Annotated in this window: 8 protein-coding genes and 3 riboswitches; of the genes, 6 read left to right on the top strand and 2 right to left on the bottom strand. The window is 45.8% G+C overall.

Features of this window, described 5'->3' with window-relative positions; all coding sequences use genetic code 11:
- The first annotated feature begins 24 nt into the window (after positions 1-24).
- Positions 25-222, top strand: a riboswitch (cobalamin riboswitch).
- Positions 223-333: 111 nt separating this feature from the next.
- Entirely contained in the window at positions 334-2,397 is a 2,064-nt protein-coding gene (locus ACESPU_RS16965; RefSeq protein ID WP_373133547.1) for a TonB-dependent receptor plug domain-containing protein, read from the top strand.
- Between the two features lie 22 nt (positions 2,398-2,419).
- Entirely contained in the window at positions 2,420-3,517 is a 1,098-nt protein-coding gene (locus ACESPU_RS16960) for a sirohydrochlorin cobaltochelatase (RefSeq protein ID WP_008779148.1), read from the top strand.
- Between the two features lie 73 nt (positions 3,518-3,590).
- On the opposite strand, the gene ACESPU_RS16955 is transcribed toward ACESPU_RS16960, so the two are convergent.
- Positions 3,591-4,520: a sirohydrochlorin cobaltochelatase gene (locus tag ACESPU_RS16955; protein ID WP_158532455.1), complete on the bottom strand. Its 930-nt coding sequence runs from the start codon at positions 4,518-4,520 to the stop codon at positions 3,591-3,593.
- A 33-nt stretch (positions 4,521-4,553) separates the two neighbouring features.
- Positions 4,554-6,737 carry a TonB-dependent receptor gene (locus tag ACESPU_RS16950; RefSeq protein ID WP_008779146.1) on the bottom strand — a complete coding sequence of 728 codons (2,184 nt, stop codon included), beginning with the start codon at positions 6,735-6,737 and terminating at the stop codon, positions 4,554-4,556.
- 47 nt (positions 6,738-6,784) lie between these two features.
- Positions 6,785-6,986: riboswitch (cobalamin riboswitch) on the bottom strand.
- A gap of 262 nt (positions 6,987-7,248) precedes the next feature.
- On the opposite strand from ACESPU_RS16950, the gene ACESPU_RS16945 reads away from it, so the two are divergent.
- From ACESPU_RS16945 to ACESPU_RS16930, 4 genes are all read left to right on the top strand, one after another.
- Positions 7,249-9,456 (top strand): anaerobic ribonucleoside triphosphate reductase, encoded by a 2,208-nt coding sequence (locus ACESPU_RS16945; protein ID WP_158532456.1) that lies wholly within the window; start codon positions 7,249-7,251, stop codon positions 9,454-9,456.
- Positions 9,457-9,489: 33 nt separating this feature from the next.
- Positions 9,490-9,990, top strand: coding sequence for an anaerobic ribonucleoside-triphosphate reductase activating protein (gene nrdG, locus ACESPU_RS16940; protein ID WP_009016844.1), 501 nt, complete (start codon positions 9,490-9,492; stop codon positions 9,988-9,990).
- A gap of 40 nt (positions 9,991-10,030) precedes the next feature.
- Positions 10,031-10,240: riboswitch (cobalamin riboswitch) on the top strand.
- A gap of 52 nt (positions 10,241-10,292) precedes the next feature.
- A complete protein-coding gene (locus ACESPU_RS16935; RefSeq protein WP_044544883.1) occupies positions 10,293-12,308 on the top strand; it encodes a TonB-dependent receptor in 2,016 nt (671 codons plus the stop codon).
- Positions 12,305-13,459 (top strand): YncE family protein, encoded by a 1,155-nt coding sequence (locus tag ACESPU_RS16930; protein WP_039848533.1) that lies wholly within the window; start codon positions 12,305-12,307, stop codon positions 13,457-13,459. Before ACESPU_RS16935 ends, ACESPU_RS16930 begins: the two co-directional genes overlap by 4 nt.
- Positions 13,460-13,466 lie beyond the last annotated feature (7 nt).

Here is a 13,466-nt window from a genome sequence, read left to right as displayed (position 1 = left end):
TGTATTATTTAATTAAAAAGACCTACCTTTGCCCACGATTTTAGTAACCAAGCTATCACATAGTTTGGTGAGAGGGAATCCGGTGTGAATCCGGAGCTGTTCCTGCAGCTGTAATCCTCATTAAGTTGGTTAGAAGTTCAAAAGCCACTGTTCCAGAATTGGAATGGGAAGGTTTCTAACCAGAGGAGAGCCAGAATACCTGCTAAAGTCTTACAATAACATCAAGCTTCCAGGATAGAAGTATGTGTCATACAAAAAACGATTCAATTTATTTTTTGAGACATAACCAGATAGAGGCTTGTTGTTTTATTTCGTGTATAAATAAAACACTATATGAGGCTTTTAGCATTCGCTATTCTGGTGGCATGCGTACAATCCGTATGCGCCCAAAGCATATTGAAAGATCCGAAGGAACTTTCCGTGCTATTGAACGAGGTCGTGGTCACCGGTACGGGTACCGAACACTATCTGAAAGACGCCCCTGTGCAAACAGAGGTAATCACTGGCAAAGCCCTTGACAGTTACCAAGGACGCAGTATGCAAGATATTCTGGAAGGGCTGAACGCTTCCATCACCTTTAATCCGAGCGACATGGGTAGTGGCATCCAGATGAACGGATTAGGCAACGATTACATCTTGATCCTTATCAATGGCAAACGGATCAACGGAGATACCGGCGGACAAAACGACTTGAGTATTATCAACCCCGCCAATATCGAACGTATCGAGATCGTAAAAGGTGCCGCCTCTTCCCTGTATGGCTCGGACGCTATCGCCGGTGTTATCAATATTATCACGAAAAAGAACCGGGATAAAGTGAGCCTATCGAATACGACTCGTGTCGGATCATATGGAGATATATTGGAAAGCGTACAAATCGGCTTTGGGCATAAGAGAATGAATTCCAACACCTCACTTAGTACGACCCATACGGACGGCTGGCAAAATACGACCCAAGAATGGGACCATCACGAGGTAATGGATGGAACCGTGACACGAACCGTAAACCGATCCACGAACTTTACGCTAAGGGAGAACTTAACCTACAAAGTGAACGACCGGCTGAGCCTTTCGGCCGATGGCTCTTTTTACCAGAAATGGAATTATCGTCCGCACGGCGCATTCAAGTATTATACCTATGATCAATTCTACCGGAACTTCGATGTAGCCGGAGGAGCTAAATACGCATTGGGAGGGCAGAACTTCCTTTCGGTAGATCTAACGTATGGTAACTATAGCTATTTCTATAATTACCATCATAAAGATGTCACGAACTTCTTCGATCCGGAGACGGGTTTACGTATTACCCGTTATCCGGGGGAACATATTCTGGAAACCTCTCAACAACGTTTCCTAGGACAAGCCAAAAGCGTATTCCACCTCGGGGAAAACAATATCCTAAGCGCCGGACTCGAATATCAATACGATCATTTGAAATCTCCCCGGCGTATCGAGAACGGGAAAGCCTCCGTATTTACGGCTTCCGCTTATGTACAAGACGAATGGAATCCGACGGATCGGTTGAATGTGACGGTAGGTGGGCGCTTCGTCGTGCACCAAGAGTTCGGGGCTACGTTTACCCCTAAAGTCTCCGCCATGTACAAACTAGGCGACTTCAATATCCGAGCCACATACTCAAATGGATTTAAGGCTCCTACCTTAAAGGAGTTGCACGATGATTATATCACGCAGATCGGCGGCGGCCCGTGGAAACATTATTATGGTAATAAGGATTTAAAACCGCAAAAGTCCAATTATTATTCGGCGAGCGTAGAATATCATGCGTCGAACCTGCAGATCACGGTAACAGGATTCTACAACCGTATCAAGAACATGATCGCCTTGACCGAGATCCCGACAAGCGCCGAAGACCGATTGGATGAGATCGAGGCCAGCATGCAACACAAGAACTTATCCAAAGCCCGCTCTTTCGGGGGAGATATATCGCTCACCTATCAAATCCTATCTTCCTTGGCTATTGGTGGAGGCTATAGCTATACGGATGCCAAAGCGCAATATACGGATGATCCAGCCGACCCGAATTATATGCTCTACACCCCGATCAACGGAACCTCATTCCATAATGCCAATTGGAAACTAGCATGGAACCATGCGTGGAAAAAGTATAAATTGGATGTCACCTTGTTCGGCCGATACCAATCCACCCGCTTTTATATCACGGACGGTGATGGAAAAAGTTATCAGCTATGGCGATTGAATACCCGTCATAACGTATTGAAAAAGAAAAAATGGAACCTAGATATCAATGTCGGTATCGATAATATCTTCGATTATGTGGATCGTACCCCGTTCGGACGCCATCGTGGAACTACGTCTCCCGGACGGACTTGGTACGCCTCCTTTATCGTGAAATTTCAGAATAAACATAAACTATAAACAATCTTAAAAGTTAAATGCGATGAACAAATTTAAGTACCTTTTGCTTGCGGCGAGTCTATTTGCCTCAAGCGCAGTTTTTACCTCCTGTGATGATGGAGACGACGACAATACCGCAAACCCGGCGGAAGAAGTCGTAAAGACAAGTAAGAAACATGACACGGCGATCTTGTTGTGTACATTCGGTAGCACATTCAAGGAGTCTATCAAGACTTACGACGCAACATTGGCCGATTTCCAGAACGCATTTCCCGATGCGGACATCTATTTGTCATTTACCTCCCGTACTTGCGTGAATCGTGTAGAGGCAGAGACCGGTATCGCACGTTACCAACCGGACCTTTGGTTACAAGCTCTAGGAAATGCCGGTTACAAGAAGGTAGCGGTACAGTCCTTACACATCATCCCGGGTGAGGAATACCTAAGCTTGATGAATACGGACGTGAAGAAGAAATTCATGATCGAGTCTTTCCCGAGTGTTCAAGTCGTAAAAAGCCCTTGTTTGGTATACGACGAGGATGATGTGGAAGCCGTAGCGAAAGTCCTATACAGCCACTACAGTGATAAATTGGCTGATAACAAGAACATCCTTTTATTAATGGGACATGGTAACCCGGATAAAAACTATAACGCAAATACGAAATACACGGAAACAGAAGAGGCTATGCAAGCCTTGGCCGCTAACAAGAATGTATTCGTAGGTACCGTTGATTACGGAGATATGTTGTTCTGGCCGGAAGAAGGCGAACCAAATGAGGAATGTGTCTACTCCAAACTTACCAAATACTGCGAGGATCATAACTTAAAACCGGAAGAGATCACGATCTCCTTAGCTCCGTTCATGTCTATCGCCGGAGACCATGCGCATAATGACCTTTGGGGTATCGAGGAGGGTGATGATTTCAGCGCTGCCGCTCCTAACGCCGACGCTTGCTGGAGACTAAAACTTTTGAAGATGGGCTTCAAGATTGACACGAAAGAAAGCCATAACGGAAGTTTAGAGAACTGTAAGATCATAGGCTTAGGCGATTACGACGCTGTTCGTCAGATCTGGGTGAACCATCTAAAAGCATTATATAATGATGCGGAGGCTTGGGAAACCGGAGAAGACTACCAGTAAATAATTGAGAATTGAGAATTGAAAATTGGTTCAGTAAGTACTCACTAATTTTCAATTCTCAATTTTCAATTGTTCAGTGTGTATATAATTTCTTTCGATCAAAAATCGTCACCCGTTTATATTTCATGGCGAAACGGATGTGATCGATAAATAAAGACCGGATCGCCGGATTCTCACCTAGAGGCTTTAAATAAATATCCACATCGAAACCCTGTTGACGTAGCCCTTTCTGCCAGAAATCCGTAACCGTATTTTCCGTACCTCGAATCAGTACGAACATAAAAGGAATCAACTGCACACGCTTATGACCGGCTTGGCGCATTTGCTCACCTACATCCTCGATCGTAGGGAAACCCTCACGGGTTCCGGTATAATAATCTTTCATTCCTTTGGTCTGGAACATATACCCCAATTTCGCGTAAGCCGAGTTACTGGCATGATAAGTTCCGTGCGCCACCAATAACTTAGCCCCATTTTTAGTCACTCCAGAAGGTGAGGAAACCGCTTTCATCACCGCCTCATAATCGGTATCATCATATAACAAGGGATTACCTACACGCAAATCCTTAAACAAACCTTTTCGCTGTTCCGCCTCTTTGCGGATCGCTTCCATCTCCACACCCTCTATAATGATAGTCGGTTGGATAATTACATGGGTAAACCCTTGATCACGCAACTCCACCAAGGCGTCCGCCGGCAACTGAACCCAAACACCTTGCGCCCTCAACCGACTCACTACGCTACGGGCGCTATAAGCCTGCCGGACTTCCACGTCTGGGAAAGCCTCCTTGACACGCTTGTTCATCACATCGATTACTTGGGTACGAGCTTCCGGGTAAGCACTCCCGAAATGTACCATCAAGATCGCTAACTTATCTCCCTTTTCCATGCTCTCCCGGATATCGGAAGCGTAAAACTCCCGCCCGGGTTTCGCCCATAATGAACAGGCGAGCCCGAGCAGGAGTGAACAAACAAACATGGATCGTAAAAATCCCCTATACATTATTATATTAGTTAATAGTTGACATGTGACAGTTTACTGCTTGAAACGGACCAGAAGGCTGACGTAATAGGTACGGCCCGGGGTCAATGTAGCGTAATTGTAATTAAAGGGACGATCATCTACATAATCAAAAAGGTTCTCGATACCTACTCCCGGTTCCAACAAGAAATCGCCGGCTCTAAACGTATGGCTCGTATTGAGATTCCACAAGGAATATTTCGGTGCGTATCCATAAGAAGTAGAATAACGTTCCCCTTGGATACGTCCGTTAAAATTCACGTTCAGCTTATACTTATTCCAAGTATGAGACCACATAGCCGCTACCGTACCACTATGCTTAACGGTCTTATCCAAAGGTTCATCCTCGTATACGTTCTTTCCATCCATGAAACTATAGCCACCATTCAAGGTAAAGCCCGCTCCCAGATAACTATTGAAGGTTACGTTAATACCTTTGATCTTCGCTTTATCGATATTCGCACGCATCTGTATCTCATCATAGTCCGTACCATGGGCGGTGTTATAAGCATCCCGTTCCGCCGTATCCAACATCTTATAGTTAATCATGCTACGTACGTTATTCATAAAAGCGGACACGGACAAAGAGAAATACCTCATCGTATATTCAGCGCTCAACGTGAAATTGTCGCTCTTCTCCGGGTCCAGATCCGGATTACCGATCGTAAGGCGAGTCGCTCCGGACGCTTTCTTCTCCGATTCCGTATACAACTCTTTCAATTCAGGTGTACGGAAACCAGCCGCATACGATCCGCGGAAATTAAAACCGCCTACCTTATACAGCAAAGCCACGTTAGGAGTCGCATAACTCTTAAAATTCTCATGGTAAATATAGCGCAAACCCGCGTACGCTTGGAAATGCTCATTGATATTGATCTCGTCTTGCGCATAAAGCGCGGTCGTGTACATACTTTTACCCGCTATGTTATCCGTCTCGCTACTCAGTAACTCTTTAATGAACTCCGTACCAGCCGAAAGCTTATTATATTTGCCCAAACGAAAGATTCCCTTGACATTCAAGTTATGGTAATGAATCCGTTTCGTCATATCACTCTCTCCGCTTTTCTTTCCATCAAAGAAATCCTTATACGTACTATGATTGTCCGACAGATAATCAGCGTTCAAATAAGAGTTCTTATTAATCATGTATTGAGCGCCCGCCCCATAAGTGAACGTCTCTTTTCTCATATCATAGTTGGTCGTATTCACTTTATCCATTGGCATCGGACGATCGCTGGAACGTCCGAAGAAAGTACCACGCACATAAAAAGACAAACGATCCGTAGCGTCGTACGTGAAACGTTGGTTGATCACGTTCCGGTGAAATCCCTCGGAAGCTTGCTTATTGGTAGGAACCAACTCACCTTTACTCTCCGTATAGGGATTTAATTGCCAACCATCGGCCCGTTGATATTGATAAGAAGTATATGAACCGAACTTCCCTACATTCACGTCCGCGTTGACCGACTGCAAGAATTGGTTCTTGCTACCATAACGGCTATTGCTCGTCACGTTCACCTTATTGCGGGAATCATCCGTGATGATATTGATAACGCCGGCGATCGCGTCGCTACCATACAAAGCGGAAGCGGCCCCGTTCAAGATCTCTACCCGCTTTACGTTAGACATATCGATACGGGAATAGGTATCATCGCCGGCCAAACGCTTACCGTTTTCCAAGATAACCACGTATTTCTCTGTCAATCCGTTCATATTCATCGTAGCCCCCTGTCCGTTTTCCATAAATACGATACTCGGATTCAGCTTGGTCATCGCATCTTGGAAATTGGTTACGCTCGCCTCTTTCAAGTCTTTTCCCGTAAGCACTTTCACGGGAATAGGGGAATTACTCATGCGGCGATGCGAACCGGTACCGGTTACCACCACTTGATCGATATTCACATACTTTTCTTTCAGCTTAATAACGACATCTTTTTCCGAGTGATCCGTTTGATACACGCCTTGCTCATAGCCAAGGTAAGTCACACGAATACGATGTCTACCATCGGGAAGGTTCAGCTCAAATTTTCCGCTGGCATCCGTGGTTGTTCCATTCAAGGATTCCGACACGCGGATATTCGCGCCCGGAATTGGTTCATTACTTTCATCCACGACCTTACCCTGTAAACGTACCTGCGCAAATGATACGTTTATCGCACAACTTACAGCTAAAGCCGCGCACAAACACTTTCTTTTCATAAACGATTTGTTATTATGTATATTTCCGCTTTCCTGACCCCGAGAAAAACAGCAATAAAACGCTTGGCAGGTTTCCTGACTTACCTCGTAGAAAACGACCTTCCCGTCTTTTACAGACAGTGGTATGAGAAATGTTTTCTACTTTACAAAAGCTTACAGTAGCGGGCACTGCTCCGGATTCACACCGGATTCCCTCTTTATGACGAAACCGGATGGTTTTACGTCATCACCAAAACGGGGGCAAAAGTATGAATTATTTTATATAAACAAAAATATATCCCGGCTTATGTTCTTTAAAAGCTTTACAAAGAGAAGCTTATAACACATCACATCACCAAAAAGGAAAACAAAAGCAATCATACAAGACACAAAGTTTTCCAAAACTTTTTACAACACACTGCAAATTAACACCTTAACATAATTTAATCAGCAAAAAGTTTTCCAAAAAGAAAATCATATAGTGTAATAAGATACCTTTGCACGCATAATCAATCACAAATTAATCGACATCATGATACAGACAGTTGTTAAACGGGACGGGCGTATCGTTGGCTTCAACGAGGAGAAGATAGTAACCGCTATCCGTAAAGCCATGTTGCATACAGACAAGGGAGAAGATATGCAACTGATTCGCCAGATCACAGATCATATCTCATTCAAGGGAGAACCTCAAATGACCGTAGAGGCGATTCAAGATGCCGTGGAACTGGAATTGATGGCCAGTAGCCGGAAGGACGTAGCGCAGAAATATATCGCTTACCGAAATCAGCGAAGCGTAGCCCGCAAGGCGAAAACACGGGATATGTTCTTGGAGATTATCAATATCAAATCCAACGACATCACCCGTGAGAACGCGAATATGAACGCCGATACACCCGCCGGCATGATGATGAAATTCTCCAGCGAGACCACCAAGCCGTTTGTCGATGACTATTTATTGAGCGAAGAGGTCAAGGAAGCCGTATCAAACAACTATCTCCATATTCATGATAAAGATTATTATCCGACTAAAAGCTTGACCTGCGTACAACACCCGTTGGATCGCATCCTAAAATACGGGTTCTCCGCCGGTCATGGCGAATCACGTCCGGCTAAACGAATCGAAACCGCTAGTATCCTTGGCTGTATCTCTCTAGAGACCGCCCAAAACGAGATGCATGGCGGACAGGCGATACCGGCGTTCGACTTCTACCTAGCTCCTTACGTACGTAATAGCTTTATCGAGGAAGTAAAGACCTTAGAGGATTTATACGGACAGGATTTCTCCCACTTATATAATAAGCCTATCGACGATTACCAGACACAGACCTTGGATGGATTAAGCGGTGATAGACGCGTCATACAACATGCCATCAACCGCACGGTAAGCCGTGTACACCAATCGATGGAGGCTTTTATCCATAATATGAACACGATCCATTCCCGTGGAGGCAACCAAGTGGTATTCAGCTCCATCAATTATGGAACCGACACCTCGGCGGAAGGTCGTTGTATCATCCGGGAGTTATTAAAAAGCACTTACAGAGGCGTAGGTAACGGCGAGACCGCTATCTTCCCGATCCAGATATGGAAAAAGAAACGAGGCGTAAGCTATCTGCCGGAAGACCGTAACTACGATCTTTACCAATTGGCCTGCAAGGTCACCGCCCGTCGTTTCTTCCCGAACTTCTTGAATCTCGACGCAACCTTCAACCAAAGCGAGGATTGGAAAGCGGACGATCCTCAGCGCTATATCCACGAGGTAGCGACCATGGGATGCCGTACCCGTGTATTCGAGAATCGTTTCGGACCAAAGACTTCTATCGGACGAGGTAATCTCTCTTTCTCGACGATCAATATCGTGCGATTGGCTATCGAGTGCATGCAGGTGGAGAACAAGGAGGAACGTATCGCCCTATTTTTCGCTAAACTGGATCATATGCTGGAACTTACGGCTTGTCAGTTGCATGAGCGTATGGAGTTCCAGAAAACCGCTTACGCGAAGCAATTCCCGTTGTTGATGTCTTCCTTATGGCTAGGCTCGGAAAAATTGAAGCCTAACGATTCGATTGCCTCCGTTATCAACCAAGGCACCTTGGGTATCGGCTTTATCGGACTGGCCGAATGCTTGGTAGCCCTTACCGGGAAGCATCATGGAGAAGATGAGGATTCGCAAGCCTTAGGCGTAAGGATCGTTACGTATATCCGGGATCGCGCCAACCAATTCTCTGAGCAATACCAACACAATTATAGCGTACTGGCAACTCCGGCTGAAGGCTTGTCCGGCAAGTTCACGGGAAAAGATCGTAAGAAGTTCGGATCGCTTCCGGGTATCACGGATCGGGATTATTATACGAACTCTAATCACGTCCCGGTATATTATAAGTGCAGTGCCCGTCATAAAGCCGAAGTGGAAGCTCCTTATCATGATTTGACTCGTGGTGGCCATATCTTCTACGTAGAGATGGATGGCGACGCTACCCATAACCCCGAAGCGATCATGCGTGTCGTGGATATGATGGATAAATACAATATCGGATACGGTTCCGTAAACCATAATCGTAACCGTTGTCTGGATTGTGGCTACGAGAACTCCACCCCGAATCTGGAAGCCTGCCCGAAATGCGGCAGCAAACACTTGGACAAACTTCAACGCATCACCGGTTACTTGGTAGGAACCACCGACCGTTGGAACAACGCCAAGCTATCCGAGCTGAACGACCGCATCACCCACAACTAATTTTCAATTGTCAATTGTCAATTTTCAATTACCATGTTGTCTATCATAGATATCATCGAAGATACCACCGTAGACGGTCCGGGATTCCGGACCGCCATCTATGCGGCGGGTTGCCCGAACAAATGCCCGGGTTGCCACAACCCCGAATCATGGGATATCCATAAAGGGAAGAAAGTAAGAACGGAAGAGATCGTGGAGAAAGTGCTGGCTGACGAGTTCGCCAACGTCACCTTCAGTGGTGGAGATCCCATGTTCCAGCCGGAAGGCTTCACCGAGGTAGCCAAGGCGATCAAGGAAAAAAGCCAAAAGACGATCTGGTGCTACACGGGATATAAATTCGAGGACCTGATAAAGAACCCGGCACAAGCCGCCTTATTATCCTATATCGACGTATTGGTAGATGGCCGCTACAAACAAACCCTTCGGGATGAGAGCCTTTTATTCCGGGGAAGCAGCAACCAACGGTTAATTGACGTACAAGCTTCTTTAAATAAAAAGGAAATCGTAACATACAAGTACAACCCTTTCATTTAAGGAAATTCTCCAATTATAGCCCGGATATTAACAAGATTTCATACCTTTGTCCCGAATTGGTTCCGTTTCACCCAACCGGGGTTACGGATTAAATGGGAATCAGGTGTAATTCCTGAACAGTCCCGTTGCTGTGAAGCTCTATTTCAAACATTCCGGAAACACTTTCGCCACTGGTATATAAGGATATATATCGGGAAGGCTTTCGGGATGGGAGTCAGTCAGAAGACCTGCCAGTTAGGGAGAAGTCGTTCGCGAGGACAGAGCGGCTTGGTACGAATCATTTTCTAAACAGGTTTTAAATAATGGTGTTATCCTTTGCTAGAAAGGGATACCTCGCTTGCGTATTATCGATGCTGGCGATAGGTATGTCCCATGGACAAAGCAAACTCGACTCTATCCAACACTTGGACGAAGTTACGGTCACGGCCCGGAGTTTCAGCTTTAAAGAGGTAATTCCTTCCCAAAAACTATCGGGGAAAGAATTACAAAATTTGAACAGCCACACGGTAGCGGATGCTTTACGCTACTTCTCGGGCGTCCAATTGAAAGACTATGGGGGCGTAGGAGGTATCAAGACCGTAAACATCCGAAGCATGGGAACGAACCATATGGGTGTTTTCTACGACGGTATCGAATTAAGCAACGCGCAAAACGGACAAGTAGACCTCGGAATGTATTCCTTAGACAATATCGAGGAGATTTCTTTATACAATGGCCAGAAGAGCGATATCTTCCAATCCGCGAAAGATTTCGGTGCGGCCGGTACGCTTTATCTGCGTTCTCGTCGTCCTCGTTTCGAAGAAGGAAAAACAACGAATATCCGTGCCACGATGAAAGTCGGTTCCTTCGACGTTATCAATCCCTCGGCCCTGTTCGAATATAAGATATCAGAAAACGTAGCCGCCTCTTTCAGCGCCGAATGGTTAAGCGGAAGCGGTAAATACAAATTTCGTTACCGCCGTATCAACCCTGCCGGAGAGATCGCTTACGATACGACCGCCGTCCGGGAAAACGGGGATATCAACGCCACCCGCCTAGAGGCCGGATTGTATGGCAAGATGAGCGACGGTACTTGGAATCTTAAGTTCTACAACTACAATTCCGAACGAGGTATCCCGGGGGCTATCGTAAACAACGTATGGCGACGCGGCGAACGAGTATGGGATACGAACTCTTTCATGCAAGGCTCCTATATCAAAGAAATCAATAGTAAATTCAAGACACAGGTCAATGCGAAATACGCTTTCTACCGTACGCATTATGTGAACAACGACGACAAGCTGATTCATGTAGATAACCTGTATAAGCAACGGGAGATTTACCTATCTTCCGCTAATGTCTACTCCATCCTCTCGAACTGGGATGTCTCTGCTTCTTACGACTTGCAATGGAACAAGATGAACGCCGATATGTATGGATTCGTTTACCCGGAACGCTTCACCAACCTCCTTTCGGTCGCTACGGCGCTCCGGTTAGGAAAAGTAAAATTACAGGCCAGCGGACTGGCGACTTTTATCAACGACCGTGTAGAAGAAGGCCCCGCACCGGAAGCCCGGCAAATCCTCACACCCGCCGTGTTCGCCTCCTATAAGCCGTTCGAGAAACAAGACTTTAATGTACGCGCTTTCTATAAACGGATCTTCCGCATGCCCACCTTCAACGATTTGTATTACGCCGATATGGGAAACTCCAAATTAAACCCGGAATACGTAACCCAATATGATGCCGGCTTCGCTTACACGAAAACATGGGAGAACCATCTTTTCTATCGCTTCAAGATACAGGCGGATGGTTATTACAACAAGGTGAAAGACAAGATCATCGCTTACCCCAAAGGCCAGCAGTTCCGTTGGACGATGCTGAATTTGGGTAAGGTAGAAATCAAAGGTATAGATGTCAGTACGGAAACGACCGTCAATCCGGTAAAAGATTTGTTCGTCACGCTACGCGTACAATACACCTATCAAAAGGCCCAAGACTTCACGGATCCCTCGGATACCTATTACGGAGATCAAATCCCTTATATCCCTTGGCATAGCGGCTCCGCCATCGCACAAGCCTCTTTCAAGGGATGGAACCTCAACTATAGTTTCATATATGTGGGAGAGCGGTATAACCAGCAGGAAAATATCAAATACAATTATACGCAACCGTGGTACACCAGCGACATCTCCTTGTCGAAAGATTTGAAATTCAAATTCGGACTTATCAAGGCTGCCGTAGAGGTAAACAACCTGTTAAGCCAAGACTACGACGTGATCCTGAATTATCCGATGCCGAAACGAAATTACAAAGTGTCTTTAACGATCGAGATATGAAAAGACATACATTATATATAATAGGTATCCTGATCGGTTGCGCTTTTTCATCCTGCCGTAAGATCGAGATCGTAGTTCCATCGGAATACGAGCTGGTCTCCGATGGTATCCACCCCGAGGCGAATCCTCAAGGGATGTATTTAGTGAACGAGGGGAATATGGGAAGCAATAAATGTACGCTGGATTATCTGGATTACGTGAACGGTTATTATATCCGTAACCTCTACTCGGAACGGAACCCAAACGTGGTCAAGGAGTTGGGCGATGTAGGCAATGATATCCAGATTTACGGAAGTAAGCTATATGTTGTAGTCAATTGTTCCCATAAAGTAGAAGTATTGGACGCCCGGACTTGTGAGCGGATCACGCAAATAGACATTCCTAACTGCCGGTACATCCGTTTTTACCGGGGAAACGCCTATGTAACCTCTTATGTCGGCCCCGTGCAAATCGACCCGAATGCTCCACAAGGAGCCGTATATCGGGTAGACACGACCAGCCTGAAAATAGACGCTAAAGTCATTGTCGGCTACCAGCCGGATGAATTAGAGATTTTGGGTGAATATATCTACGTAGTGAATTCCGGAGGCTATCGTGCCCCGGAGTACGACAATACGGTTTCCGTCATCGAACTAAACCGTTTCAAGCAAGTCCAAAAGATTCCGGTAGGGATCAATCTGCACCGTATCCGTGCGGATAAATACGGTAAATTATGGGTAACTTCTCGGGGAGATTACGATACGGTACATTCCAACCTGTATGTACTGGAAAAGCGAAAAGGATATAATGAGATGGTGGTTACCGATACCCTGAATATCCCTTGCTCCAACCTTTGCATCAGCGGAGATTCCCTCTTCTATTACAGTACGGAATGGAACGTGAATACGCAGAGTAACAGCATCTCGTACGGAATCATAGATGTCCGTACCAAAGAGGTGATCAGCACGAACTTTATCACCGACGGTAGCGAGAAAGACATTCGTATCCCATACGGGATCATGGTCCATCCCTATACGAAAGACATCTTCGTCACCGATGCCAAGAATTACGTATCCAGCGGGACCCTCTATTGCTACGATAAGAACGGGATACGAAAATGGGGCGTACGTACCGGGGATATCCCCGCCCATATGGTTTTCCTTTATAAATAGAACAGCG

This window comes from Parabacteroides sp. 20_3 (assembly GCF_964238835.1).
GTDB lineage: Bacteria > Bacteroidota > Bacteroidia > Bacteroidales > Tannerellaceae > Parabacteroides > Parabacteroides distasonis.
Note: the sequence above shows the minus strand (reverse complement) of the source record. Positions and strands in the feature narration are given on the sequence as shown.

Excerpts from the sequence above, each read along its gene's own strand:
- ACESPU_RS16965 (WP_373133547.1), top strand. The coding sequence starts at position 334 with ATGAGGCTTTTAGCATTCGCTATTCTGGTGGCATGCGTACAATCCGTA.
- ACESPU_RS16960 (WP_008779148.1), top strand. The coding sequence starts at position 2,420 with ATGAACAAATTTAAGTACCTTTTGCTTGCGGCGAGTCTATTTGCCTCA.
- ACESPU_RS16955 (WP_158532455.1), bottom strand. The coding sequence starts at position 4,520 with ATGTATAGGGGATTTTTACGATCCATGTTTGTTTGTTCACTCCTGCTC.
- ACESPU_RS16950 (WP_008779146.1), bottom strand. The coding sequence starts at position 6,737 with ATGAAAAGAAAGTGTTTGTGCGCGGCTTTAGCTGTAAGTTGTGCGATA.
- ACESPU_RS16945 (WP_158532456.1), top strand. The coding sequence starts at position 7,249 with ATGATACAGACAGTTGTTAAACGGGACGGGCGTATCGTTGGCTTCAAC.
- nrdG (WP_009016844.1), top strand. The coding sequence starts at position 9,490 with ATGTTGTCTATCATAGATATCATCGAAGATACCACCGTAGACGGTCCG.
- ACESPU_RS16935 (WP_044544883.1), top strand. The coding sequence starts at position 10,293 with ATGGTGTTATCCTTTGCTAGAAAGGGATACCTCGCTTGCGTATTATCG.
- ACESPU_RS16930 (WP_039848533.1), top strand. The coding sequence starts at position 12,305 with ATGAAAAGACATACATTATATATAATAGGTATCCTGATCGGTTGCGCT.